Origin of the sequence: Pseudanabaena sp. FACHB-2040 (genome assembly GCF_014696715.1) — a bacterium.
GTDB lineage: Bacteria > Cyanobacteriota > Cyanobacteriia > Phormidesmidales > Phormidesmidaceae > JACVSF01.
This window is the reverse complement of sequence record NZ_JACJQO010000019.1, coordinates 132,862-157,422: the sequence shown is the minus strand read 5'-3', so window position 1 is coordinate 157,422 and position 24,561 is coordinate 132,862. Positions and strand designations below refer to the sequence as shown.

The following is a 24,561-nucleotide window of genomic DNA, read 5'->3' as shown; positions in this document are numbered from 1 at the left end:
CGCAAGCTCAACACCAACCTACATTTCTAAATTCCCGCATGGTTCCTGCGAAGGCTTTTGATAAGGCAATGCCTACCCCACCAATGCTCTCACCCATCCACCCCCTACCCATCCACCCTTACACCTCTACAACGTATAGGTAAACTCATCCACCAATACTCCCGGCACCCAGGCTCCGCCTAGCGCCCGGTGCTCATAGGAGCCGACTTCGGGCACGCAGACTACGGATTGGGTTAGATCCACTAGACAGTCGCCGAAGCAGCGGTAGAGGCTTTCGTCAAAACGCAAGTTTTGAATTGGCGCGACGATCTCGCCCTGCTCTACCCAGAAGCAGGCGTAGCGGGTCATGCCGGTAACGCGGCCCTTGGGCTGATCGCTCCAGTTGAGGTAGTGCAGGTTGGAGACATATAGCCCGGTGTCAAGCTGCTTTAAGATGTCGGCTTCGTTGAGCGTGCCGGGACTTACTTCTGGAGCCCTTAAGTGCTCTGCCGTTACTGCGTAGTTGGAGACCAGCCCGTACTCCTGGGCGGTGCGGGAGCTAATTAGGGTGTTGACCAATTCTCCAGAGGCAATTAGGGGCAGTTCAGTAGGGGCCACTTCTCCCCACTGGTTAAACCGAGGCACCAGACCCCGGCCAAAGTTTTCTCGCAGGTGAAACTTTGGTGAGAGCTGCCGCTCGTTCTGCTGTAGTGCTCTTAAAGCGCCGCCCGAACGCCGCAGGGCGGCTTCACTGATGCCACCCCAGGAAAACATACTGAGCAGATCGGCTACGGCTGCCGGGGCTAGATAGGTGCGGTACTGCCCTCGGGGCACTGCTTTGGGCGAACGCCCCATCAGCCCCAGAAACTGGCGGCAGGTTTCGATTTGGCGCTCGTACTGGGCAGCATCCCAATAGTTTCCGGCCAGGACTTCTTTGACGGCCTGACCATCTGCTGTAAAGAGGGAGTAGTCTAGCGTAAAAGTCTCGGTCTCAAACCAGTGCAGCTGGCCAAGAGAGTCGGCGTACCCTCGTATACAGCGGCCCCCAGCATAGAGCCCAGCGCTGTCGGTGCCTGTTAGGGGCGCGAGAATGGCCTCGGGCACTGCTGCTGCCTCTAAAATCTGGCCGGGGTATTCCTCCCGGCTGGTGGCGGCTCCTCGGGGCGTAACCAGAAACGGGTCTTCTGGCAGCTGGGGCAGTTCTTGGCGGGCTTCGACTAGGGCAGCAGCAATCAGGGGCCAGTCAGTTTCCTTGTCGCCGGTGAAGGGCAAGATGCGATCGCACACTCGCCCCGAGCCGATCAGCGTTAGCTCCAGCTGACCATCACTGACTTGCCCTGTTTGCCGCACACGGCCCCGGTTGAAGCGGGTAAATTGGCTCTCTTCAGCCACCAGGTGCAGCAGCACCTGCTCCCCCCGCTCAACATACTGATTAAGAACTTCGGCAATCTGATTAAATGTGCTTTCCCAGCCCACAGAACGACTCATTGGGCACCCCCGAATACTTCTACATTTTCAAACGCGCACACTGGAGCAGCATGGCCCACCCGAATGACCTGGTTAGGCTCTCCCTTACCGCAGTAGGGCGTGCCGTACATTTCCCAGGTGTTGCGATCGCCTACCTGCACTAGGCTGTGCCAGAAGTCGGGAGTGGTGGCCCGGTAGTTGGGGTTGCGCACAGGCCGAGTCAGTTCACCGTTTTCGATCAGGTGACCATATTCACAGCCAAACTGAAACTTATAGCGCTGATCATCGATTGACCAAGAGCGATTGGTCTCCATAAACACGCCTCGCTCGATCGAGCCAATCAGGTCAGCTAAAGACGTTTCCCCTGGCTCTAGGTTAATGTTGGCCATGCGGTCAATTGCTGGGCGATTCCAGGAAGAAGCTCGGGCACAGGCTACGCCCTCTACCCCCAGACGGGCCTGACTCTCCAAGCTGCCCAGCCCTCGCTCAAGGCGACCCTGCCGGATTAGATGCTGCCGAGTTGCAGGAGCACCCGTATCGTCATAGGCATAGCTGGCAAACTCCCCGGCCACAGTCGGGTCAAAGGTAATGTTCATTAGCGGCGACCCGTAGGCCAACTGGCCAAAGTCAGTGGGCTTTACAAAGCTGCCCCCAGCATAGTTGCGCTCGTCGCCCAAGATTCGATCTAGCTCTAGGGGATGGCCGACGCTTTCGTGAATTTGCAGCATCATCTGGTCAGGGGCCAGCACTAAGGTCGATGTCTCAGTTGGGCACTCCTCTGCTGTCAGCAGCTCCAGCGCCTGATGGGCCACTCGATCTATCTGCTCCCATAGCGCTGCCTGCGGAAACAGCTCCCAGCCGCCCTGGTAGCTATGGGCCAGATAGCCGTTGTTAGTGCGAGTCTGCACCACTGATCCAGATTGGGCAGTGGCGCTAAAGTGTGTCTCCAGCAGCGCCAACTGCTGATAAACCTCAGACCCATTGGAGCTAACAAACCACGACTCAGTCTGGTTGGCGATCGCCGTCGCGTTGGTTTGCATAATCTGCTCAGACACTTTAAGCTCCCGGCAGATCTTGCTCAAAAGCTCGCAAAGCTCGGCCGGTGACAATCCATCTAGAGGCTGCTGCTGAGGGGAATAGTATTGCCCCACCACCGGGGGGCGAGCCTCTACTGAAAAGCTATGGAGACGCAGCGCACTGGCCGCGACTGCCTGCTGGTAGGCCGCGACTGCCGCTGCCCGCAGCGCCTCCGGCGTCAGCCGGTTGGTAGCAGCATAGCCAAACTGACCGTGGGCCAGCACTTCGACCATGGCTCCCTGGTCGAGCGATCGCATATTGTCCTCAGGGTGTCCGTCCCGCATCATTCGCCGCGTTATTGACTCTCTGACCCCTCGGATACCAATCCAATCTGCGGGTAAATCAATTCCTTCTAGCACCCTGGCTAAAGACGCCAACGTTTTATCCGATCCAAACCCGATAGACATAAGCTCCAGCCCACAAGCCCTGATTGAAAACCTAAAACACTGAGCCAGCGACCCCATCTACGGGCCAGACTGGCTGAGTGACTGTTCTTTAGTGTAAGCAGTTTTTCCCGCTCCACTTCACTGCTCGTACAAGAACCTGGTGAGATATCGGCGGCCCTCCCAGGTTCCTGCCTCTACGGCTGAAGAAGTTAGAGGTTTCTATCAATAAAATAAAAAGTAGATTTCAGGATATGCCTTTTAATAAAAGCTAGAAATAGCTAATTTGGTTATCATGTAAGTCACAGAGAGGAAACGGTTTAGAGATTTAAAGCCATGGAGCTGGACAAAATCGATCTCACAATACTGTCCTGCTTAACCGCCTCTGGGCGAATGACCTGGGCAGAACTGGCAAATCAACTGGGTATTTCTTCTCCCGCTGCCGCCGACCGAGTCCGGAAACTCGAAGATGCAGGCGTCATTGAGGGATACACCGCCCTTCTCAACGCTGCCAGCCTGGGATATGACCTGACAGCCTTCATCGCAGTCACGCTAGAGCGCCCGGGCCAACGATCCACCTTCCTAGAGCACATCGATCAGCTAACCGTGGTGCAGGAATGCCACCACATGGCAGGCGAAGACGACTACCTGCTAAAGGTGCGCTGCCGCCACACGCGCGATCTAGAGCACCTAATCAGCGATGTGATCAAGGAGATCCCTGGCGTCGTCAAAACCCGCACCTCGATAGTCCTCTCCACTCTGAAGGAGACTCCGGTGTTGCCTATGGGGGAGACGTTGGGGAGGGATAGGTGAATGGGTGGATGAGGTAGGGGGTGGATGGGTGGATAAAGAGCTGGGAGATCTCTTACCTCCCTTGGGTCTCTTGTGTTCCCATATTCCGCCTTTCCCAGCAAGGCTCATCTTTTGTAGAGAGTTGAGTCGCGCTGCGCTTGACGCCAACCTACAGAGTCCATCTTCCCTGCCCCTTCACCCTTCAACCATCCACCCCTACCCCCATGGAACCCCTCCCCTTCCTCACCAAAGGCATACTCCTCGGCTTGTCTATAGCCATCCCCGTTGGCCCCATTGGGCTACTGTGCATCCGCCGAACGTTGGCTCAGGGGCAGCTTATGGGGCTGGCTTCTGGCCTAGGGGCAGCGACTGCTGACGGCCTCTACGGCTTGGTTGGGGCTTTTGGATTAACGCTTGTCGCTGACTTGCTGGTGGACCAGACAGGTTGGCTGCGCCTGATCGGTGGACTGTTTCTGTGCTATCTGGGGATCACTACCTTTTTGGCTAAGCCAGCAGAAGCGGCGGCTAATGTTACCAGCCGGGGCCTATTTGGGGCCTATGCTTCAACCTTTGCCTTGACGCTGACCAATCCCGCGACTATTCTTTCGTTCATTGCTATTTTTGCTGGGCTGGGCATTGCCGAGTCGGGGTCGGGCCGCTTTGGTGCCAGCCTGACTGTGATTGGCGTTTTTTTGGGCTCTGCCCTGTGGTGGGTGCTGCTGAGTTGGGGTGTGAATCTTTTTCGGACTTCGTTCAGTCCTAAGCGGCTGAGGTGGTTAAATAGGCTGGCTGGCGTGGCAATTTTTGCCTTCGGCATCGTGGCCCTGACAGTGAGGTGAGGGAATGGTAGTAAGAAGCTTCCGGTGGCGGCATGGAAATCCTTGGCGATGGGTCTGGATTGCCCTGCTGCTGGCTCTTGTGCTAGTGAGCCTGACGGCTGTTCCGGTGGGCGCGCGTTTAGACTCGCCAGGCCTGGAGGTGGCTCAATCCGTTCAGCAACTTCAGCAGCAGCAGCAGGAAATCAACAAAAAGCGTGCTGAGCTAGAAAACGAACAAAATCGCCTGCAGACTGAACAGGCCACCTCCGAGAACCGCCTGCAGGGTCTTCAGCAAAACATTACTGCTACGGCTAACCAGATTACGGAAACAGAATATCGGCTTAGCCAGGCTGAGAAACAGCTCAAAGACCTCCAGGCCAAGCTTGAACAGGCGCTAGCTCAGTTCCGGTCCATGCAACAGGCAACGGTTGCCCGGCTGCAGTTTCTACAGCGGCAGCAGGGCAGCGAGGGTTGGGCTGTGTTGCTGCAGAGCAATGACTTTAATGAGTTTCTAGATCGCCGCTACCAGCTCAAGCGGGTGTATCAGGCCGACCAGAACGTCTTGGACGAGCTTAAGCGCCGCACCGACGACATCAACCAGCAAAAGGCGGGGGTAGAAGCGCAAAAGAATCAGGTGGCTTTGCTGCGGCAGCAGCAGCTGGCCCAAAAGCAGCAGTATGAGCAGGAAGCAGCCTCAGAACAAAGCATGATTGCCCGCTTGAAAAACGAGCGAGGTGCGCTAGAAGCGGCAGAGGCCCAATTAGCTCGTGAATCGGAGCAGCTAGCCAATCTAATTCGGGAAAAGGTAGCGGCCCAGACCGGCATTATTCGAGGGACAGGGCGCTTTATTTATCCGGCAGGTGCTCGCCTCACTAGCGGTTTTGGCACTCGGGTTCACCCGATTTTAGGCTCCCGTCGGTTCCATTCGGGGGTTGACTTTGGCGCAAGCCACGGGACAACGATTCGAGCGGCAGATTCTGGGCGAGTGATTTTCTCGGGCTGGTATGGCGGCTATGGTCAGGCGGTAGTGATTGACCATGGCGATGGGCTGTCTACGCTCTATGCCCACGCCAGTCGCCTGTTTGTGCAAGAGGGGCAGGCGGTTCAGCAGGGACAGCCGATTGCAGCAGTGGGTTCTACCGGCCTCTCCACTGGGCCTCACCTACACTTTGAGGTGCGCCGCAACGGTAGCCCTATTGACCCGATGGGTTTTCTCTAGGGGCTTCGGTGCGAGGGCTGTTTTTGAACGGCTAGACCTAATAAAAAAGGCGCAAGAGTTTGCGCCCTACCACAAAACCAAACCGAGACGTCAGCCTTGGTTTGGCAGGAAATAATTGCCTAAGAATTAACCTAGGCTCTTTTTGACATGCTCTTTGATGCGGGCTTTGCGCTCTTGATCACCCTTCATGTTAGGCATGCTGCTGAGGCTGATTTGGGTGGTCATTGCGATATGTCGTTTGATCTGATCTTTGTCTGCCATTGCTGATAGCCCTACTTACTGCGTAAAACGATTCACTGGATCTTTGCCCAATAAACAGGCCGCTTTGCCTTAGCGAAGCGACCTTTTGGCAATCATCACTACGAAAGCTAGGGATCGCCTGAGAAACGCTCTGACGCCTTTGTACCTTCATATTTATTAATGTACGGCAATAAAATGCAAGTTGTTGATCCACGGCACAGAACTTTGGCAGACAGGTAGGCTGGATAGGGGCCTAATGAGGGTTTGAAGGCAGATGGTGGGAAGTTCTCGGCGGGTTGTGGTGATTGGTGGGGGTGCTGCTGGGTTCTTTGGCGCAATTGTCTGTGCTGAGACGCACCCTCGGGCTCAGGTTGAGCTATTAGAAGCGGGTCGCAGCCCGCTGACTAAGGTGAGCATTTCTGGTGGGGGGCGCTGCAATGTCACGCATCACTGCTTTGAACCGGCTGCGCTGGCGCAGCACTACCCACGAGGCAGCAAGGCGCTGCGGGGTGCCTTTAGCCGGTTTCAGGCTAAGGACACGGTGGACTGGTTTAGTCGCCGGGGGGTAGCTTTGAAAACCGAGGCCGATGGCCGCATGTTTCCCACCACAGATGATTCTGGCACCATCATTGATTGTCTGATGGATCGGGCAGGTCGAGCTGGAGTCAGGCTGAGGACGGGGGCTGCGGTGCGTTCTCTGCAGCGAGTGAACGAGGGCTTTGAACTGGTTTTGCGATCGCAAGAAATCCTAAACTGCGATCGCATTCTCCTAGCCACCGGCAGTCACCCCACTGGCTATGCCCTAGCCCAATCGCTGGGCCACACCGTCATTTCCCCAGTGCCTTCCCTGTTTACCTTCAACGTTAAAGACAAAGCTCTACAGGCGTTGGCCGGGGTGGCCGTCGATCCGGTCGTGCTCACCCTCAAGCTGCCGGGCCAAAAACCCTTGACCCAGACAGGGCCACTACTCGTTACCCATTGGGGTCTTAGCGGCCCTGCCGTGCTCAAACTTTCCGCCTGGGGAGCTCGCCCTCTCCACGAGAGTCGTTACCTGGGCACGCTGGCCGTGAACTGGCTACCGAACCAGTCGCCCGATAACCTGCGACAAGCGCTCCTTACTACCAAGACTGAGCAGGCCAAAAAACTCGTCCTTAACTACTGCCCCTTTGATCTGCCCCGTCGCCTCTGGCAGTACCTCGTGCTAGAGCGGGCCAACCTGGCAGAGACCCTAACCTGGGCCAACCTGCCCAAAGCTGGACTGCAGGCACTGATACAGGAATTGGAGCAGGGGGCGTTTGCGATCGCAGGCAAAGGCGTTTTCAAAGATGAATTTGTCACCTGCGGCGGCATCAGTCTCAAGGAAATTGACTTCAAAACAATGGAGAGCCGCCTCTGCCCCGGCCTCTACTTCGCTGGAGAAATCCTGGACATCGACGGCATTACCGGCGGCTTTAATTTTCAGAACGCTTGGACGACGGGATGGTTAGCGGGACAGGCGATGGGGTAGGAGGACTCCTCCACCCTTACCTCAACTGACAAAACTTCCGCACCCGATCAAACTCTGCATCTTGCCAAGAATAGGCGAAGTGGCTAACCGTTTTAATCTGGGGTGCCACTCGGCGAATGGCCTCCATCTGCGTCTCTAGAGCCGGGCGGTTGTTGGTCGGGCGGCCCCAGGTTCCAGCAATAGCGGGTTTGACAAACTGATGTCCGCCTGAACCTGCCGCGTCCAGCACGCGTCGAATCTCATCTAGAATGCAGCCCGTGTTGCCACAGACGCCATAGGCCATCGGGTGCCATTCCAAAGAGGGCGAGAAGCGATCCCAGTACTGCAGGCGTGAGTCAAACCCGCCGGTGCCCACGGTCTGATTGCCGTTAGGGAAAAATACGGCCCCTGCCGGAATGCCCTGCTGCTGAACGGGCTGAGCCACCTGATTGAGAAAATCGATCACGCCCTGAACGGCATGGGCCACGCTGAAGCGCCACAGTTCGCTTTGCAGTGCTGGTCGGCGCACCGAAGCCGGGGGCAGGGGGTTGACGGCAGAGGGCGTTTTGCTTTGCCAGAGGGGTTCTGGCTCTGCTGGATAGAGCTGCCCCACCTGGTCGAGGTCTGAATCGACTAGGTGACCCCGGCTGATGTAGCGCTGAATTAGCTCTAGCCCTTGTTGATTTAGGGCCCGCTGAAACAGCACGTTGCGCGAGGCATCGCCGTAGATCCAGAGATCATCGACTCTAGCGGCGACAGAGCCAGCCCCATTGCCGCGTGGGTAGCGGATATAGTCAAACAGCACCCCATCCGGACGGCGGCGCAGTACTGACTGCAGCATGCGCTGGTAGTCTTGCTGAGCCTGGGGGTTGTAGGGGTCGATAAAGATTTCGTCGGAGTTGCTGGTGCCTCCACTGCGGGCAAAGGTCAGGGTATCCATGCCTCGGCCATTGCGGGCCAGCACTTGCTGTCGGTCGGGGCGCTGGGCATAGGAATAGCCAAAGTTGAGAGTAAACATCCAGGCATAGACCTGCATGCCCCGCTGCCGCCCTTTTTCAATCGACTCTGCCAGCAGATCGCGCCGCTCATAGCCGGGTGACTGCACCACCGAAGGCCAGACCGTTGGATTGTCGGCCTGGGGCAGCAACACCTGGCCGCCATAAAAAGCTTCGACGTAGACCTGGTTGTAGCCCAGGTTAACCATTCGATCGAGCACGGCTTCTAAGATGCCGGGCTGCAAATCACAAGGGTAGAGCCGTACCCAGACCGCCTGGTTGCTAGGCCAGTTTTGGGTGCGGCAGTTTCTTAACCGATCAGCGTGCTGCTGCACCAGAGTGCTGTATTCCTGGCGAGCACTGTCATTGCCTTCAAAGGCTGCTTTTCTTAGCTCTTCTTTGCGGACTGCCTCAGCCTGTGACACTTGGCAGTAAACATTGAGCTGCTGCGCCTGAGCCGCCGTTGGCTGAATGCCAGCGCTGATTAGACTCAGCATACTGATTCCCAGCAACAGACCTCGCAGCTTTTTTGCTCGCAGACGGCTGAGCCAATTTTTGCCAATACCCATGCAACGTTCCAATTTCCCAACAAAACCCCGGTCTTGACCAGGCTACCCGGTCAGGCAGTGCTAAGCTTAGCACTGCTATTCTGAAAGCTGCGAATCTTCGTTGGCGCTCTCTAAAAGCATGTTTTCGAGGAGCGATCGCAACTTCATGCGCTGAATATAGGGCCAGCCTCCATTCAGCTCAATGTCTCGCAGCAGCGCATAAAGCTGCTGACGATTTTCCGGCAGAGAAGTTCGAAAGAGGGTATCTCGGATTTCTCGATGCAGATACTCCAAAACCCGCAGCAAAGACAAGATTTCTAGGCTGTCATTACTGCGATTTAGAGCAGCCGCTTCGATGTAACGGGCAATATCCTTTAGATCCTCTGGAAGCGTCCCATCCAATTCAAGGAAAAGCGGCTCTTTCATAGAGATTGACTATCGCTGCAAGACTTCCCTTAACTCTAGCGGCAGTTAGGCCAGTGTTTAGTCAACCGCTTTAGGAATTCATCAAGCCCTGATTTATAGGGGAAATTTGAGGCCAGTCGCGAGAGCTGCCCCTAAATTTATCTTTGACTCAAGACGCAATCAATCGTAGCTCTATGGCAGAAAACCACATTAGCGAGAATGCTTTGCCCCGTCGTCCAAAAAATGGTCACAGAGGCATATAGAATACTTAGTTGAGGCTCTATCAAGCATTTGGCGTCTATTTGAGGGAGTTCTGAATGACGGGAAAGCCAGTTTGGCCTCTCGTTATTAAGAAGTCTTTAACAGTTGATGGGCTTCCGTCACGGTCGCTGTTGGCCCTGACATTTCCGTAGCACTGTTGATGTCTTGCTGATGGTTCAGAGCCGATGTCATTCAAACCCGCACTGACAGCGACTTTAATCATATTGATTTGAGGTTGACCATGAGGTATCGCGCCCTAATCGTTGCGTTCCTGGCAATCTGCCTGAGTGTATTAACTGCCTGTAGCGAAGCTCCTTCCGCCACCAGCGATGTGGCTCTGACCTATGACCAGATCCGCAACACGGGTTTGGCCAACAAGTGCCCCCAACTAGGGGAAACTCGGCGGGGCAGCATTGAGGTTGAGCCAGGCAAGTCTTACCAGATTGTAGATATGTGTCTGGAACCCACGGCTTATTTTGTCAAAGAGGAGATGGTCTCTAAGCGACAACAAGCCACCTTCGTTCCTGGTAAAGTCGTAACCCGCAAAACTTCCAGCCTAGATCAGGTGCGCGGTGACCTGATTCCCGAAGCTGATGGCAGCTTCACATTTCTGGAAAAAGACGGCATTGACTTCCAGGCCATTACCGTTCAGCTGCCTGGGGGGCAGCAAGAGCCTTTCCTGTTCACTGTCAAAGGACTGGTGGCCCACTCTCAATCCGGCTTGAATGCCGTCACCACTTCGACCGACTTTGAGGGCGACTACCGCGTTCCCTCCTACCGGACTTCTAACTTCCTTGACCCCAAAGGTCGTGGTCTAGCAACCGGATACGACACCGCTGTTGCTCTCCCCGGACGGGGTGATGACGAACTGGAGCGGGAAAACGTCAAAGCCTTTGACGTTGGCGACGGCCACATTTCCCTGCAAATTTCCAAGATCGACACCTACAGTGGCGAGATTGGCGGCACCTTTGAAGCAGTTCAGCCCTCTGACACTGACATGGGTACCGCTCAGCCTGTAGAGATTAAGCTTCGGGGCGTTTTCTATGGCCGCATTGAAGAGGCTGCCTAGGCGGTCTTAGTCAATTGGTCTATACCCAACTTGAGGAGGAAGTCTAGGCTTCCTCCTTTTTATTATCTTTTCTTGCCTAAAGAGACTGTTGCAGGGATCTGGCAGGTCTTGCAAAGATCTCTGCGGTGGCCGGAAGGGGTTTGCTAGACCCGCCCCTACAATCTTTGTTATTACAATAGTGAATACGGACTGCGGCTATTAGGCATTGCCTTAAGCTGCATCCGGTACTCTTTAAGTCTGCTTGGCCCCCGACTAAACCTAGTTGGGGGGTGCTTGTGTTGCCCGTTCCTTCGACCTGACTGCTATGGCTTTTTCGTCTGTTATCCGTACCCTGGAGCGATCTGCTCTAACGGCTGATCTGCTCAGCAAACTTAAGCAGCAGGGCGAGCTTCACCTCAATGGGGCGGCCCGCCTACCGAAGGGCCTGGTGGCCAGCACCTTAGCTCGCGCCCAGACGGCCCCTCTGCTGGTGGTCACAGCCACTCTAGAAGAAGCAGGACGCTGGGCCGTTCAGCTAGAAGCGATGAACTGGTCCACAGTTCACTTTTATCCCACTTCCGAAGCTTCGCCCTACGACCCCTTTGACCAAGAATCGGAGATGACCTGGGGCCAGCTGCAGGTGCTGGCAGATCTGTTGAAGCTCACCCGCAGCCCTGGATCGGGTGCTAAACCCCTAGCGATTGTGGCGACTGAACGGGCACTCCAGCCCCACCTGCCCCCAGTTGACCAGCTCCAGCCCTATTGCCTAACGCTGGTCAAGAATCAGGAGCTAAACCTGCGGGAACTGGGCACTCAGCTAGCCCGACTGGGCTACGAAAAAGTCCCAACGGTTGAAACCGAAGGGCAGTGGGCCCAGCGCGGCGACATTGTTGATGTGTTTCCGGTGGCTTCTGAGCTGCCGGTGCGCCTGGAGCTGTTTGGTGATGAGCTGGAGCGGCTGCGCGAATTTGATCCCAGCACTCAGCGATCGCTAGATGCCATTGACCAGCTAGTGCTCACGCCTACTAACTACGCCCCGCTAATTTTGGAGTCGCTGCGCCAGCAAGGACTGGTAGAGCAGCTGCTCTCTGAAGAAGCGCAGGAGGGGCTAGATAGTGGCATTGTCCCAGAGGGGGCGCGTCGCTGGCTGGGTCTGGCCTTTGCTCAGCCTGCTTCGCTGCTGGACTATCTGCCGGAAAACACGTTGATTGCGCTGGATGAACCTGATCAATGCCGCGCCCACAGCGATCGCTGGCTAGAGCACGTTAACGACCACTGGGTTGAGGTCAATGCTGACGTAGAAGCGCCACAGCTGCCTAAAATTCATCGATCTTTTAACGAGTCTTTGACCGAGGCTGAGATCTTTCAGCGGGTTCACCTGAGCGAGCTGGCTGAAGAAGGCAAGGGACTAAATCTCTCTAGCCGCCCGGTGCCGGCAATTCCGCACCAGTTTGGCAAGCTGGCTGAGACGATTCGGGGAGAGCGCGATCGCAACTTTGCCATCTGGCTAGTCTCGGCCCAACCCTCGCGTTCCGTTTCGCTGCTGCAGGAGCACGACTGCCCGGCTCAGTTTGTGCCCAACCCCCGCGACTTCCCGGCCATCGACAAACTCCAGGGCCAGCACGTCCCCGTTGCCGTGAAATACTCCGGCCTGGCCGAACTCGAAGGCTTTGTGCTGCCCACCTTCCGCATTGCTATTGTCACCGACCGAGAATTTTTTGGTCAGCATACCCTGGCTACGCCCGGCTATGTGCGTAAGCGGCGGCGGGCTGCCTCTAAGCAGGTAGACCCCAACAAGATGAAGCCGGGAGACTTCGTGGTGCACCGTAGCCACGGCGTCGGCAAATTTCTCAAGCTAGAGAGCCTCACCCTCAGCAACGAGACTCGGGAGTACCTGGTCATTCAATATGCCGACGGACTGCTGCGGGTAGTTGCCGATCAGCTCAATGCCCTGTCGCGTTACCGGGCCACTACCGAGACTCCGCCTCAGCTCAACAAAATGTCGAGCAAGGCCTGGGAAAAGACCAAAGGCAAGGCCCGCAACGCCATCAAGAAAGTGGCGGTCGATCTGCTCAAGCTCTATGCCCAGCGGGCCAAGATGGAGGGCTATGCCTATCCGCCCGATATGCCTTGGCAGGCTGAGCTAGAGGAGTCGTTTCCCTACCAGCCCACCCCCGATCAGCTCAAGGCGGTGCAAGACGTTAAGCGCGACATGGAGAGCGAGCGCCCGATGGATCGTTTGGTCTGTGGCGACGTCGGCTTTGGCAAAACCGAGGTGGCGCTGCGGGCTATCTTCAAGGCCATTACCTCCAATAAACAGGTGGCCTTACTGGCTCCCACCACCATTCTCACCCAGCAGCACTACCACACCCTGAAGGAACGCTTTGCGCCTTACCCGATTCAGGTGGGGCTGCTCAACCGCTTCCGCAGTCAGCAGGAGAAAAAAGACATTTTGCAGCGGTTGGCGACTGGAGAACTGGATGTGGTGGTCGGCACTCACCAGCTCTTGGGCAAGGGGGTGAACTTCAAGAACCTGGGCCTGCTCGTAATCGATGAAGAACAGCGCTTTGGCGTCAACCAAAAAGAAAAAATCAAGTCGCTCAAGACCCAGGTAGACGTGCTCACTCTGAGCGCCACCCCGATTCCTCGCACCTTATATATGTCGCTCTCTGGTGTGCGGGAGATGAGCCTGATCACTACCCCGCCACCCTCGCGTCGCCCGATTAAAACGCATTTGGCTCCCCTCGATCCGGAGCCGATTCGCACCGCCATTCGCCAGGAGCTAGACCGGGGCGGCCAGATCTTCTACGTGGTGCCCAGAGTCGAAGGCATTGAGGAAGTCTCTGCCCGCATCCGCGAAATGGTGCCCACGGCCCGCATCTCCATCGCCCACGGCCAAATGCAGGAAGGCGAGCTGGAATCGACCATGCTCACCTTTAGCAATGGCGATGCCGACATCTTGGTTTGCACCACCATCATCGAGTCGGGCCTAGATATTCCCCGCGTCAACACAATTTTGATTGAAGATGCCCACCGCTTTGGGCTGTCCCAGCTCTACCAGCTGCGGGGCCGGGTAGGTCGCGCCGGAACTCAGGCCCATGCCTGGCTGTTTTACTCCAAACAGCAGGCCCTCAGCCCCCAAGCGAGGCAGCGCCTGCGGGCGATTCAAGAGTTTACCCAGCTCGGTTCGGGCTACCAGCTGGCCATGCGCGATATGGAGATTCGAGGTGTGGGCAACCTGCTAGGCGTCGAGCAGTCGGGCCAGATGGATGCTATCGGCTTTGACCTTTATATGGACATGCTGGAAGAAGCGATCGCAGAAATTCGAGGCCAAGAAATTCCCAAGGTAGAAGATTCCCAGGTGGATCTCAACGTCACTGCCTTTGTGCCCAATGACTACATCCCCGACCTGGATCAGAAGATGGGAGCCTACCGATCGCTGGCCTCAGCCAATAGCAAGGTCGAGCTGATGCAAATTGCCGCTGACTTGAATGACCGCTTTGGCCCCATTCCCTATGCCACCGCGCAACTGATTAAGGTGATGGAGCTGAAGCTGCTGGCCAAGCAGGTCGGGTTCTCCCGCATCAAGCCCGAGGGCAAGCAGCACGTGATTCTGGAAACACCGATGGAAGAACCGGCCTGGAACCTGCTGCAGGAGAAATTGCCCGCGCATTTGCGATCGCGCTTTGTCTACACCCCCAACAAAGTCACCGTGCGCGGCCTCGGTGCCCTCAAACCCGAAAAGCAGGTAGAGAGCCTAGTCGAGTGGTTGACTCACCTCCAGGGAGCCATTCCCCAATCTTTAGTAGGTGTGTAGTTGGTTTAAAACCCCTCTTAAGGTGAAGTGTGAGATAGAGGCACGAGGCTTTTGGTCTGCGGCAAGATCTGTGGCATAGCTCAATGCAACAGATAAAGAAACGGCTGCGGCTAAAACTCTACTGGAGTCTGCGCTGTCTAGTACGCAGACTAAAATTCAGAACCCTCTTGCTAAGTCATACTCGTTATGACTATGATTAGTTTATAAAAGCATAACGAGTATGACCTGAGAGCAACAAGGACACACTGACCTATGAAGACCTCTAAGTTTGCTTCAAGACCTAGACAACTGACTGTGCTTGAGCTAGTTGCCATCGGGCTGTTTTTCATCGTTCTGCGGGTTGCCTCTGTCCACGCGTCAGATCTGCTGCTCGACCATTTCGTAGCCAATCCGGTTGAGCCCGTTGCTCAGCACGTTGCCAGATAGTTTGACCTAGTTATTCATGGGGTCGTTGGGGCCATATAGTATGCAGGTAGGAAAGCCATTACTGCCTATGACCGCTAATCCTCCCTTCTGCCCTTTGTCCTCTGCCTTAAACCCTAGAGATCTGATTCCTCCGTTTGAGCTACCTGCGGTTAACCGCAGCGGTGCTGTTCAGTCTTGGCAGTACAAGCAAAGGAAGCATCTGGTTATTTTTTTCTTTCCTGGGCTTAGCTGTCCGGCGTGCTGTCAGCTATTACTAGACTTTGCCCGGCAGTATTCGCGTTACCAGAGTGTCGAGACTGAAATTCTTGCCATCTCATCCGGTTCCCTCGAACGCCTGCAAGACTGGCTAGCGCAGGCTCCTGTCCCCTTTCCAGTGCTGCACGATGGGGAAGGTCGGGTGCTACGGCGCTACATTGGGCCGGTGGAGGAGCCGCTGCCAGTAGGTCTGTTTGTTTGCGATCGCTTTGGCGAACTCTATACCCAAACTATTGCCGCAGATGCTAATGACCTGCCCAGCGAACCCGAAATTCGGGACTGGGCAGGTTTCATCGACATGCGCTGCCCCGAATGTTTCCCGCCAGAATGGTAATTCCCATTCCCCACAGTCAATCTACATGAAATTTTTGGTAGGGGCGCAAGGGCCTGCACCCAGTGTCACATCTGTAGCTGTAGAACAGCCGTATCTCGCTCCCGACCAGTAGACTCTAGATTGCCTGCTCAGTGTAGTTGAACCTATGCCACCCTGAAGCCGTTAGCGCTAGGCTAGATCTCGCTAACAGAGAGACAGACAGTGACCCAACCCGACGCGCTGCGTAGTTTGCTAGATTCGGTTGCCGCAGGCCAGCTTAGCCCCGAAAAGGCGTTTGACAAACTTAAATACTTAGAATTTGAGCCTGTAGAAGACTTTGCCAAAGTCGATCACCACCGGGCTCTACGCACGGGCTTTCCTGAGGTGATTTGGGGACCGGGCAAAACCGTCCATCAAATTGTGCAGATCATGCGAAGCATGCGCGACCATGCTCCTGTTGTCATGGCCACTCGCATTGAGCCAGAGGTCTACCACCAGATTCACGCGGAGCTGCCTGAAGCTTTTTATTACGAAGCCGCCCGCATCTGTGCTCTGGTGCCGCTCAACATGGCCCCTCACCATGCGGGTACTATTGGCGTGCTGACAGCAGGTACTGCCGACCTGCCCGTGGCCGAAGAAGCCGCAGTCACGGCAGAGCTTTCCGGCTTTCAGGTGCGGCGGCTGTGGGATGTAGGCGTGGCAGGGCTGCACCGGCTGCTGCGGCACCGCCAGGTAATGGATGAAGTCGATGTTTTGATTGTGGTTGCAGGTATGGAGGGGGCGCTGCCTAGCGTGGTTGCCGGGTTAGCAAACTGCCCGGTGATTGCCGTACCTACCAGCATCGGTTATGGGGCCAGCTTCAACGGGCTAGCCGCCCTGCTGACCATGCTCAACTCCTGCGCGGCGGGAATTGGCGTAGTCAACATTGACAACGGCTTTGGTGCAGCGGTGTTGGCAGGGCAAATTCTCAGAACGGCAGCTCGGCTAAACCGAACCTTGCCATAGATCTGAGAGACTAGGGAGATCTGAGAGACCAGGGAATGCGGAGACACCAGCAGGCTAGTCCTGCAGGCTGGCTCCTCCGGCAGTGGTCAGTAGAGCCTCGGGCCGATGACCGTTGGGCTGCGGCGAACTAGGCCGTTTGATGCCGGGGAGAAATTTATCTGCCAGATCATGGCTTTCTTCCAGCAAATATTGGAGGAAGGTTTCGGCTACCACTGAGAGCTGCTTACCAGCTAAGTTAGCCACATACCAGTGACGCTCAATGGGGAAGTGCTCAATATCGAGAATGGCAAATTCGCCTTTTGTCCCTTCAGAGATGATTGTGTGCAGCGACAGGACTGAAATGCCAAGCCCCCCTGCGATCGCTTGTTTGATCGCCTCGTTGCTGCCTAGCTCTAGCCGCACTTTAACGTCTACCTTGTGCTTGCTAAATAGCTTTTGCACTGCCTGACGAGTGCCCGAACCGGGTTCTCGCATGATGAAAGGTTCACCGTTGAGGGCCTGAATAGAGATATTAGACTTGTCCACTAATGGGTGATTCTTTGGCCCAATCACCACGAGAGGATTTTCTAGAAAAGGATGAATCTTCAGGTCAGGCTGCTCTGGTGGAGAGCTAATGATATAGAGATCGTCTTCGTTATTGGCCATCCGCTCTTGGATGTGCTGGTGGTTGGTCACCTTTAATGAGATGTCGATGCCGGGAAAGCGCTGGCAAAAAGGCCCCAGCAGCCGTGGCGTAAAATATTTAGCTGTGGTGATCACTGCTAGCCTAAGCTGCCCTTGCTTCATGCCTTTGATGTCGGCTACAGACATTTCAAACTGGTCTAGCCCTTCAAAGATCTGTTGGCAGGTCTCTAGCAGTTTTTGCCCAGCCTGGGTGAGGTAGAGCCGCTTACCAATCTGTTCAAACAGGGGCAGCCCCACCGCCTTGGTCAACTGCTTGACCTGAATCGAGACAGTGGGCTGGGTCAGGTACAATTCTTCGGCAGCGCGGGTAAAGCTCCCATGTCGGGCAGTCGCTTCAAAAACCTTGAGCTGGTGTAGCGTCGCGTGAATCAACGATCCGCCTCCATATTCAACCAACTTTAATAGATTACATTCTATCAAAACATAGCATTCGTATTGTATTTTTCTATGCTTTTCAGCCCAACATTGCCAACAAGTGGGTTGCAGGTCACAATTTTTTCCATTTTGTCGGCTCGTTTTTCCTACGCTAGATACGCGTCTCGGTATGACATCCTGATGCCTGACTCCGCCTAGGCACCTATTCTAAGCGGCCCTGCTGTAGGTTAGGCAGGGCCGCATCAGGCATTTCACCCACTGCAGAACACGAGCAGGGAAACGGGCCTTTAATCAGTCAATCGTTTTTAAGACCTGTGGTGGCGATTAGCGCAAAGCGTAGTCTTCACGATATTCGACAAATTCAATTTCGTTGCCGTCGGGATCGCTGACGTAAATGCGGTGCTTCGTTTCGGGAGCAGACATCGTATAGAACTCGATGTTGTTTTCTGCCAGGAGGGACTTCAGCTCTTCGCCGCTGTCAATGACAAAGCCGAGGTGGTTGATGCCAATGCCTTCGTAGGGCTGCTGATGGCGCTCACTTTCGGGCTCGTCATTGAGTGCTAGATAGACCTGATCGTTGCCAAAATGTGCCCAACGGCTGCCGTCTGGCCCAGTCCCTTGAGCCCGCACGCGCCAATCAGGGAAGAGGGTTTGGTAGAACTTTTGTGTTGCGTCGAGGTTTTTGCAGGCCAGGTTAATGTGCTCAAAGCGATTAAGTTTCATAGAGCCTCCAAGGGGGTAAGTAAAGCAGGCCTCTCACACCGTCTTACTCATACTCGTTATGAGTTCATTCTAGTGTAAGAGGATGTTGAGTGGGAAGAGGAGGAGACACGGGGCGCTAAAGTAAAAAGCATTCTGGTAGCAACCTCAACCTATGCGAGCTTTGCTGGGCGGCGCGACTTTGCTGGTCTTTCTCTTTATGTATCTGCCCATTGTGGTGATTGTGGTTTTTAGCTTCAGCCAGGGGCGGGTGCTGTCGCTGCCGATTCAGGGCTGGACGCTGGACTGGTATCAGCAGGCGCTGGCAGATGAGCGACTGCGAACGGCATTGGGTAATAGTGTGCAGGTGGCGGTGGTGGCAACTGCGATCGCAACTCTCCTTGGCACCCTCGCTTCACTGGCCCTACAGCGCAACCAGATCTATGGCAAAAGCCTGTTTCGGGCGGCTGTGGTGATGCCGATTTTGCTGCCAGGGATTATTACCGGGGTGGCGATGCTCAGCTTTTTTGCGGCGCTGAATATTCCCCTGGGTTTGTGGACGGTGATTATTGGCCACGCGACCTTTGGTTTTCCGGTGGTCTTTAATACGGTGGCAGCGCGGATTGCTCAGCTGCCCAAGAGTCTAGAAGAAGCGGCGGCAGATCTGGGAGCAGCTCCCTGGGAAGCGTTTTGGCGAGTGCTGTTTCCCAACTTGCGATCGGCCCTGATCGCGGGGACTCTGCTAGCCTTTACCCTCAGCTTTGATGAGATTATTGTGACCATCTTTCTCACCGGGCAAGACAACACGCTGCCAATGGAGATCTGGGCGCGGCTACGCTTTGGCATGACGCCAGAAATTAATGCCACGGTCTGTTTGATTTTGCTGGTGTCGGTGGGGTTGGTGCTGCTGAGCCAGAGATTGTCTCGCGACCCAGACATTTCCTAGCCATACGGTTGAACTCAGCTGCTTTTTTTGATACTGTCTCTTGCAAGCTGAGAAATCAGCCCATTTTGCAGTTATGTAGGACTTAAGACTAGTCGGGGAAAAGAGAGGATCCGACCCCTCCCCAATCCCCTAACCCCTCAACTTAGACAAGGTAAGCTGAAAGGCTAGGTTTAATTATGTCCTAGACCTTTAAGGCTGCTGGATAGTACCTACTCTGCAGGCTTTACGAGCCTTTCAGCTTAAGTCAACTGACTCTGCGACCTGGCAAATCGCTCCATCAGCTTTAAGTTCCTGTCAGTGAGATGCATTGCTCGCTCGGCCCAAACTTCTACAATTTCAAGAAGTTCCTCAAGCTCAAGGTTGTGCATAATTCGCCTCGCTTGAGATATGCCTTGAAAGCCATTGCTCCGTGATTTATGTTTAGCAACGAGTTCTTTAACAGCTTGAATGCCGCTTCCATCTTCAACCACAATGTCAACGAGCCCCAACTGCTTCAACTCTTCGGCTGTATAGCGATGCCCGCTCGTAATAATTTCACTGGCTAGCTTCTGACCCACCCGCCTGCTTAGCAGTGAGTAGGCTCCCATCCCTGGAAAAAGATTAAATAAAATCTCTGGAAAACCGAAGCGTGAACTTTGCTCAGCCACAATAATATCACTTGATAAAGCGGCCTCAAACCCTCCGCCCAAGCATAGACCTTGCACCAATGAGATGGTTGTGAGCGGTAAGTTGTAGGCAATATAGTTTCTATACAAAACTTCGACGCAAAGCTGCCCGTAATGCAGTAGCCCAGGAAAATCTTTTTCTCGAATTAGCTGCGCAAAGAGCTCTAAATCTCCTCCCAAATTGAAGACGGACGGAACATTCGAAGCTACGATAACATAGTCAATTGGGTGTATACAATTCTGATACTCAAACTTACCCTGAGAAGACTCAATGAACTTCCCAAAAGATTCTAATTCCTGAAGAAAACTCAAATTGAAACAGGGTCTTGGGTTTGGCTGCCAGTATAGCCAAATGGCATTAAGAGCAGAGTCAAAATCTGAGGCTAGCTGAGGGGAAACATGCTGATTAATTCCTCCAAGATGAGACTTTTCGAGAACCGAAGCCATATTTCAAAACCTAAGACTACGTGCACCAAAACTCAGGGAAATATACCATTGGAAATGCCCCTCATGAGTAAGATAGATAACAAAGATTTAACTTGGCCAATAAAATCTATGAGAACTTTACAAATCGTGTGCTGTGTCACTGCTTTGCATAGCATACAGAGATCTCCAGTAGCTATGTAAAGTAGGTGAATTTTTTGTAAGCAACTCACGTCAACACTAGAGATTTCAGCTTGTCTATTGGTTTTAGTAATATTAATTACTGATTAAATTGATGGAATATAGCAAGGGCTCTTGACAGGGCAATGCTTATCCCGCGAACCCTAAAAACTTTTTGCTCGAAATTTTCTGCTGGCAGTTATCACGCACTTCTCTAAAATTGCGATCGCACCCTCATAGAACGCCCTAGCGAAGCGCTAGACGTTAAAATTGACCTAACTTCCTTTCCTGGGCAAGCGCTAATGGTACAGACTCCATCCAGATCCATCACCTTAGAGGAGTTTCTGAAGCTGCTAGAAACCAAGCCTGCCAGCGAATACATTGATGGGCAAATCATCCAAAAGCCGATGCCGCAGGGAAAGCACAGCACTATCCAGACAGAATTTTCTACCGTTGTCAATGTAAATCTTAAGCCTCAGAAACTAGCGAGAGCCTTTTCAGAGCTGCGCTGCACTTTTGGTGGACGGTCTATCGTGCCAGATGTGTCTGTCTTTACCTGGAGCAAAATTCCACGCGACCAAAATGGTGAGATTGCTAATGCTTTTTCAATCCCGCCTGATTGGACAATCGAAATTCTTTCGCCTGACCAAAGCCAAACCAAAGTAACTAAAAATATTCTGCACTGCCTCAATCACGGCACTCAAATGGGCTGGCTAATCGACCCCGATGAGCAGACGGTGTTTGTATATCTACCTAAACAGCAGCCAGAAGTCTTTGATCAGCCTGGCCAAAGGCTTCCTGTTCCAGCCTTGGCTAACGAACTAGACCTGAGCGTGGGAATTGTCTTTGGCTGGCTACTGGAGTAGAAAAAACTTTAGCCATAGCTAGAGGGCTTGGTTCTTCATGCACTCCACCAGCAGCGGCACATTTAGATTGGTAGGAAGGGGCTGCGATCGCAAAGCTCATAGCCGGAAGTTTAGGGCGTTCACGTTAAGACATGGCCTCAAGATGTAGAGCGCGCATTGAATTGTCTCCTTTTCTCGGCTTGGGCTTTCGGGCCTTTGAGGGTCAAATACCGCAGCAACAAAACTTTTCCCAAAGAATCCCACGTTGCCTCAACCCTGGAGCGACAATCATCATCAGCACCGTAGTGAGCTGAGGGTATTTCTGTCTGCCCTTGTGGCGAGGAAGGAGGAGAGAAGAGAGAGGGTAAGTCTCTTGCTTTGGCTCAGGCTTTCTCGAAACCGCCTCGGAACCGCAAGGTGTTGATCACTACGGCAGCCCCGCTCACAACAGGCTTAAATCTGACCAGACGGTAAGGACAATCCCCTATGGACCAGTACAAGATGATCATCGGCGGCGAAGCAGTCAACGCCGTCAGCAGTGAATGGGACACAGTTATCAATCCTGCCACCGAGGAAGCCTTTGCCGAGGTTCCCAGCGCCGACTATGCCGACATCGAAAAAGCAGTGGCAGCGGCCAAAGCAGCCTTTCCGGCCTGGTCGAAGCTGACCCCCGGTGAACGCAGCGCCCTTATGTTTAAGCTGGCTGATGCGCTAGAGGCCAAGAGCGATTTGCTGGTGCAGGTAGAGTGCCAGAATGCGGGCAAGCCGACCAAACTGGCGGCCAATGGCGACATTCCCTTTGCGATCGATAACCTGCGCTTTTTTGCCGGACAGGCCCGCAGCATCGAGGGCACCTCGGCCAAGGAATATGTGGCTGGCTACACCTCCGTGATTCGCCGGGAAGCGGTAGGCGTGGTGGCTTCGATCACGCCTTGGAACTACCCTTTTATGATGGCGATTTGGAAGATTGCCCCTGCGATCGCAGCTGGCAACACCGTAGTCATCAAACCCGCCCCCCAAACCCCGCTGACTACCCTGATTTTTGCTCAAACAGCGCTGGAAGTGGGCTTTCCCGCCGGCGTTATCAATGCAGTGACAGGTGGCGGCCCTGGCGTGGGTGAACCTTTGGTGACCAATCCCGACGTGCGGATGATCTCTTTCACCGGCTCTACCCGCACCGGCAAGCGCATTATGGAGCTGGCCGCCCAGAAAATGACGCGGGTGCATATGGAGCTAGGCGGCAAAGCGCCCTTTGTCGTGTTTGAAGATGCCGATGTGGAAGCGGCAGCTCACGGGGCCATCGTTGGCGGCTACATGAACACCGGGCAAGACTGCACCGCCGCCACTCGCATGATTGTGCATCGTTCGCAGTATGAGGCGTTTATCGATCTCTATGCGTCCTTAGCGGCGAAGGTGCGCGTCGGCGATCCATTGGCCGCTACGACTGACATGGGGCCACTGATTTCCCAGGTCCAGCAGGAGCGGGTGGCAGGCTTTGCTCAGCGGGCTAAGGATGCTGGGTTGAAGGTCGCCCTAGATGGCGGCATTCCCGATGGCAAAGGCTTTTTCTTTAAACCCACGATCTTCCGCGATGCGCCGCTAGACAGCGAGCTGATGCAGCAGGAGGTCTTTGGCCCGGTGACGGTGGTGGTGCCGTTTGACACGGAGGAAGAGGCACTTGCGATCGCAAACGACACCCCCTACGGCCTCGCTGCCTCAGTGTGGACTAACAACATGGCCCGTGCCTGGCGCACCACTGCCGCCATTGAAGCAGGCACCGTCTGGGTCAACGATCACCTGCCCATCGCTTCTGAGATGCCCCACGGCGGCTTCAAAGAGTCGGGCTTTGGCAAAGACATGTCGCGCTACTCCTTCGAGGAATACACGATCGCCAAGCACATCATGTTTGAGCTAGAAGGCGATGTTAAGAAGGCCTGGCACGCAGCCGTCTTCTACGATCCCGAATAACGCCCTCCTCGTTCCCAGGCTCCGCTTAGGAACGCCTCCCCAACGGTTCTGCTGCCAATACAGGCGGCAGAGCCGTCCCCTGCCTATACTCAGGCGAAGCCTGGGCACCAGGACAGGGCACCAGAAAAATATTTAGGAAAAACATGGGAAAACCTGCGGTTCGGCTAGTCAACGTTGTCAAAAACTATGGGGCTGTCCAGGCCGCAAAAAACATCAGCTTGGAGGTGCTCGAAGGCGAGTTCTTCACGCTCTTGGGAGCCTCTGGCTCTGGCAAAACCAGTCTGCTGCGGCTGATCGGCGGTTTTGAAACGGCTGACAGCGGCCAGATCTGGATTGGGGATGGAGACGTTACCGCCCTGCCTGCCCACCAGCGCAACGTCCATACAGTTTTTCAAGACTATGCGCTGTTTCCCCACCTCAGCGTGTTTGAAAACGTGGGCTTTTCCCTGCGGGTTCAGAAACTGCCCGAGTCCGACATTCAAAAGCGGGTGCAGGAAGCGCTAGATCTGGTGCAGCTGGGGCAGTATGGCGATCGCAAAATGGCCCAGCTTTCCGGCGGTCAAAAGCAGCGCATTGCTCTGGCCCGCGCCGTGGTAGATCGGCCCGACGTGCTGCTGCTAGATGAGCCCCTTTCGGCGCTAGATGCCCAGATTCGGCTAGAACTGCGTACCCAGCTCAAGCAACTGCAGCGGCAGACCGGCATCACCTTCATTTATGTCACTCATGACCAGGAAGAGGCGCTGGCCCTGTCTGATCGCATCGCCGTGATGCGAACCGGCGAACTGCTTCAGGTCGGTACGCCGCTGGAAATTTACGACTCTCCAGCAGATCTCTACGTGGCTGAGTTTATCGGGCGGGCCAATTTCTTTAAGGGCGTGCTGATAGGCGCGAGCGAAACCTGCGGCAAGGTGCAAATTGGCGATCAGTTTGTTGAGGGAACGGTTGTCGGCACCGTTTTGCCTCAGGCTTCTGTTCGCCTAATGGTGCGGCCTGAAAACATGACTCTCCTTGCCGAAGCGACCCCCACTAGCCTGCCCGTCACGATTCTGCAGAGCCAGTATTTGGGGTATTCAACCAGCTATTTGCTGGAGTTGGGCGAGGGGCAAAGCCCACTTCAGCTCCCTACCTTTCATGCTCTGGAACTGCGCCGACGGGGCTCCCTGCCTCGCAGCGAAGGTGAGACCGTCTACTTGACCTGGGATTGGTCAGAGGCGCTGATTTTTGCCGCCTGATTTTTTTGTA

At 54.8% G+C, this 24,561-nt stretch carries 21 protein-coding genes; 13 read left to right on the top strand and 8 right to left on the bottom strand.

Going from position 1 to position 24,561, the window contains the following annotated elements; all coding sequences use genetic code 11:
- Positions 1 to 126 precede the first annotated feature (126 nt).
- Positions 127 to 1,467: a metallopeptidase TldD-related protein gene (locus H6G13_RS20870; RefSeq protein WP_190486427.1), complete on the bottom strand. Its 1,341-nt coding sequence runs from the start codon at positions 1,465 to 1,467 to the stop codon at positions 127 to 129.
- Positions 1,464 to 2,930 (bottom strand): TldD/PmbA family protein, encoded by a 1,467-nt coding sequence (locus tag H6G13_RS20865; protein ID WP_190486425.1) that lies wholly within the window; start codon positions 2,928 to 2,930, stop codon positions 1,464 to 1,466. The genes H6G13_RS20870 and H6G13_RS20865 overlap by 4 nt, the downstream gene beginning before the upstream one ends.
- Positions 2,931 to 3,242: 312 nt before the next feature.
- On the opposite strand from H6G13_RS20865, the gene H6G13_RS20860 reads away from it, so the two are divergent.
- The 3 genes from H6G13_RS20860 to H6G13_RS20850 all read left to right on the top strand — a co-directional run bounded on the left by H6G13_RS20860 (position 3,243) and on the right by H6G13_RS20850 (position 5,735).
- Positions 3,243 to 3,719, top strand: a complete 477-nt coding sequence (locus H6G13_RS20860) for an Lrp/AsnC family transcriptional regulator (RefSeq protein ID WP_190486422.1) — start codon at positions 3,243 to 3,245, stop codon at positions 3,717 to 3,719.
- Positions 3,720 to 3,922: 203 nt separating this feature from the next.
- A complete protein-coding gene (locus H6G13_RS20855; RefSeq protein ID WP_190486420.1) occupies positions 3,923 to 4,537 on the top strand; it encodes a LysE family transporter in 615 nt (204 codons plus the stop codon).
- Positions 4,538 to 4,541: 4 nt separating this feature from the next.
- Positions 4,542 to 5,735, top strand: coding sequence for a M23 family metallopeptidase (locus H6G13_RS20850; RefSeq protein WP_190486418.1), 1,194 nt, complete (start codon positions 4,542 to 4,544; stop codon positions 5,733 to 5,735).
- A gap of 126 nt (positions 5,736 to 5,861) precedes the next feature.
- Here H6G13_RS20850 and H6G13_RS29240 read toward each other — a convergent pair whose 3' ends face one another.
- A complete protein-coding gene (locus H6G13_RS29240; RefSeq protein ID WP_277882540.1) occupies positions 5,862 to 5,996 on the bottom strand; it encodes a hypothetical protein in 135 nt (44 codons plus the stop codon).
- Positions 5,997 to 6,249: 253 nt separating this feature from the next.
- Here H6G13_RS29240 and H6G13_RS20845 point away from each other — a divergent pair, with 253 nt between their 5' ends.
- Positions 6,250 to 7,482 (top strand): NAD(P)/FAD-dependent oxidoreductase, encoded by a 1,233-nt coding sequence (locus tag H6G13_RS20845; RefSeq protein WP_190486416.1) that lies wholly within the window; start codon positions 6,250 to 6,252, stop codon positions 7,480 to 7,482.
- A gap of 16 nt (positions 7,483 to 7,498) precedes the next feature.
- On the opposite strand, the gene H6G13_RS20840 is transcribed toward H6G13_RS20845, so the two are convergent.
- Complete coding sequence (locus H6G13_RS20840) at positions 7,499 to 9,025, bottom strand: family 10 glycosylhydrolase (RefSeq protein ID WP_190486414.1); 1,527 nt, start codon at positions 9,023 to 9,025, stop codon at positions 7,499 to 7,501.
- Between the two features lie 75 nt (positions 9,026 to 9,100).
- The gene (locus H6G13_RS20835) at positions 9,101 to 9,430 is read right to left on the bottom strand and encodes a hypothetical protein (protein ID WP_190486412.1); all 330 of its coding nucleotides are present in this window, start codon (positions 9,428 to 9,430) and stop codon (positions 9,101 to 9,103) included.
- Positions 9,431 to 9,911: 481 nt separating this feature from the next.
- Between H6G13_RS20835 and H6G13_RS20830 the strand changes: the two genes are divergently transcribed.
- The 5 genes from H6G13_RS20830 (at position 9,912) to larB (ending at position 16,534) form a co-directional block, all read left to right on the top strand.
- Positions 9,912 to 10,739 carry a photosystem II manganese-stabilizing polypeptide gene (locus tag H6G13_RS20830; RefSeq protein WP_190486410.1) on the top strand — a complete coding sequence of 276 codons (828 nt, stop codon included), beginning with the start codon at positions 9,912 to 9,914 and terminating at the stop codon, positions 10,737 to 10,739.
- A 304-nt stretch (positions 10,740 to 11,043) separates the two neighbouring features.
- Complete coding sequence (mfd, locus tag H6G13_RS20825; protein ID WP_190486408.1) at positions 11,044 to 14,535, top strand: transcription-repair coupling factor; 3,492 nt, start codon at positions 11,044 to 11,046, stop codon at positions 14,533 to 14,535.
- Between the two features lie 252 nt (positions 14,536 to 14,787).
- Positions 14,788 to 14,961: a hypothetical protein gene (locus H6G13_RS20820; protein WP_190486406.1), complete on the top strand. Its 174-nt coding sequence runs from the start codon at positions 14,788 to 14,790 to the stop codon at positions 14,959 to 14,961.
- A 67-nt stretch (positions 14,962 to 15,028) separates the two neighbouring features.
- The gene (locus tag H6G13_RS20815; RefSeq protein ID WP_190486405.1) at positions 15,029 to 15,550 is read left to right on the top strand and encodes a redoxin domain-containing protein; all 522 of its coding nucleotides are present in this window, start codon (positions 15,029 to 15,031) and stop codon (positions 15,548 to 15,550) included.
- A 201-nt stretch (positions 15,551 to 15,751) separates the two neighbouring features.
- The gene (gene larB, locus H6G13_RS20810) at positions 15,752 to 16,534 is read left to right on the top strand and encodes a nickel pincer cofactor biosynthesis protein LarB (protein ID WP_190486403.1); all 783 of its coding nucleotides are present in this window, start codon (positions 15,752 to 15,754) and stop codon (positions 16,532 to 16,534) included.
- A 54-nt stretch (positions 16,535 to 16,588) separates the two neighbouring features.
- On the opposite strand, the gene H6G13_RS20805 is transcribed toward larB, so the two are convergent.
- Positions 16,589 to 17,590 carry a LysR family transcriptional regulator gene (locus H6G13_RS20805; RefSeq protein WP_190486401.1) on the bottom strand — a complete coding sequence of 334 codons (1,002 nt, stop codon included), beginning with the start codon at positions 17,588 to 17,590 and terminating at the stop codon, positions 16,589 to 16,591.
- Between the two features lie 327 nt (positions 17,591 to 17,917).
- Positions 17,918 to 18,316 carry a VOC family protein gene (locus H6G13_RS20800; protein WP_190486399.1) on the bottom strand — a complete coding sequence of 133 codons (399 nt, stop codon included), beginning with the start codon at positions 18,314 to 18,316 and terminating at the stop codon, positions 17,918 to 17,920.
- Between the two features lie 151 nt (positions 18,317 to 18,467).
- Between H6G13_RS20800 and H6G13_RS20795 the strand changes: the two genes are divergently transcribed.
- Positions 18,468 to 19,238: an ABC transporter permease gene (locus H6G13_RS20795; protein ID WP_190486397.1), complete on the top strand. Its 771-nt coding sequence runs from the start codon at positions 18,468 to 18,470 to the stop codon at positions 19,236 to 19,238.
- A 239-nt stretch (positions 19,239 to 19,477) separates the two neighbouring features.
- On the opposite strand, the gene H6G13_RS20790 is transcribed toward H6G13_RS20795, so the two are convergent.
- Positions 19,478 to 20,350, bottom strand: a complete 873-nt coding sequence (locus H6G13_RS20790; RefSeq protein ID WP_190486395.1) for a crotonase/enoyl-CoA hydratase family protein — start codon at positions 20,348 to 20,350, stop codon at positions 19,478 to 19,480.
- Between the two features lie 458 nt (positions 20,351 to 20,808).
- Here H6G13_RS20790 and H6G13_RS20785 point away from each other — a divergent pair, with 458 nt between their 5' ends.
- From H6G13_RS20785 to H6G13_RS20775, 3 genes are all read left to right on the top strand, one after another.
- Positions 20,809 to 21,372: a Uma2 family endonuclease gene (locus H6G13_RS20785; RefSeq protein ID WP_190486393.1), complete on the top strand. Its 564-nt coding sequence runs from the start codon at positions 20,809 to 20,811 to the stop codon at positions 21,370 to 21,372.
- Positions 21,373 to 21,837: 465 nt separating this feature from the next.
- On the top strand, positions 21,838 to 23,319 hold the full coding sequence (locus H6G13_RS20780; RefSeq protein WP_190486391.1) for an aminobutyraldehyde dehydrogenase: 1,482 nt from the start codon (positions 21,838 to 21,840) through the stop codon (positions 23,317 to 23,319).
- Between the two features lie 143 nt (positions 23,320 to 23,462).
- On the top strand, positions 23,463 to 24,551 hold the full coding sequence (locus H6G13_RS20775) for an ABC transporter ATP-binding protein (RefSeq protein WP_190486389.1): 1,089 nt from the start codon (positions 23,463 to 23,465) through the stop codon (positions 24,549 to 24,551).
- Positions 24,552 to 24,561 lie beyond the last annotated feature (10 nt).

Coding starts and splice junctions, on each gene's coding strand:
- H6G13_RS20870 (WP_190486427.1), bottom strand. CDS start 1,467: ATGAGTCGTTCTGTGGGCTGGGAAAGCACATTTAATCAGATTGCCGAA.
- H6G13_RS20865 (WP_190486425.1), bottom strand. CDS start 2,930: ATGTCTATCGGGTTTGGATCGGATAAAACGTTGGCGTCTTTAGCCAGG.
- H6G13_RS20860 (WP_190486422.1), top strand. CDS start 3,243: ATGGAGCTGGACAAAATCGATCTCACAATACTGTCCTGCTTAACCGCC.
- H6G13_RS20855 (WP_190486420.1), top strand. CDS start 3,923: ATGGAACCCCTCCCCTTCCTCACCAAAGGCATACTCCTCGGCTTGTCT.
- H6G13_RS20850 (WP_190486418.1), top strand. CDS start 4,542: ATGGTAGTAAGAAGCTTCCGGTGGCGGCATGGAAATCCTTGGCGATGG.
- H6G13_RS29240 (WP_277882540.1), bottom strand. CDS start 5,996: ATGGCAGACAAAGATCAGATCAAACGACATATCGCAATGACCACCCAA.
- H6G13_RS20845 (WP_190486416.1), top strand. CDS start 6,250: ATGGTGGGAAGTTCTCGGCGGGTTGTGGTGATTGGTGGGGGTGCTGCT.
- H6G13_RS20840 (WP_190486414.1), bottom strand. CDS start 9,025: ATGGGTATTGGCAAAAATTGGCTCAGCCGTCTGCGAGCAAAAAAGCTG.
- H6G13_RS20835 (WP_190486412.1), bottom strand. CDS start 9,430: ATGAAAGAGCCGCTTTTCCTTGAATTGGATGGGACGCTTCCAGAGGAT.
- H6G13_RS20830 (WP_190486410.1), top strand. CDS start 9,912: ATGAGGTATCGCGCCCTAATCGTTGCGTTCCTGGCAATCTGCCTGAGT.
- mfd (WP_190486408.1), top strand. CDS start 11,044: ATGGCTTTTTCGTCTGTTATCCGTACCCTGGAGCGATCTGCTCTAACG.
- H6G13_RS20820 (WP_190486406.1), top strand. CDS start 14,788: ATGAAGACCTCTAAGTTTGCTTCAAGACCTAGACAACTGACTGTGCTT.
- H6G13_RS20815 (WP_190486405.1), top strand. CDS start 15,029: ATGACCGCTAATCCTCCCTTCTGCCCTTTGTCCTCTGCCTTAAACCCT.
- H6G13_RS20800 (WP_190486399.1), bottom strand. CDS start 18,316: ATGAAACTTAATCGCTTTGAGCACATTAACCTGGCCTGCAAAAACCTC.
- H6G13_RS20795 (WP_190486397.1), top strand. CDS start 18,468: ATGCGAGCTTTGCTGGGCGGCGCGACTTTGCTGGTCTTTCTCTTTATG.
- H6G13_RS20790 (WP_190486395.1), bottom strand. CDS start 20,350: ATGGCTTCGGTTCTCGAAAAGTCTCATCTTGGAGGAATTAATCAGCAT.
- H6G13_RS20785 (WP_190486393.1), top strand. CDS start 20,809: ATGGTACAGACTCCATCCAGATCCATCACCTTAGAGGAGTTTCTGAAG.
- H6G13_RS20780 (WP_190486391.1), top strand. CDS start 21,838: ATGGACCAGTACAAGATGATCATCGGCGGCGAAGCAGTCAACGCCGTC.
- H6G13_RS20775 (WP_190486389.1), top strand. CDS start 23,463: ATGGGAAAACCTGCGGTTCGGCTAGTCAACGTTGTCAAAAACTATGGG.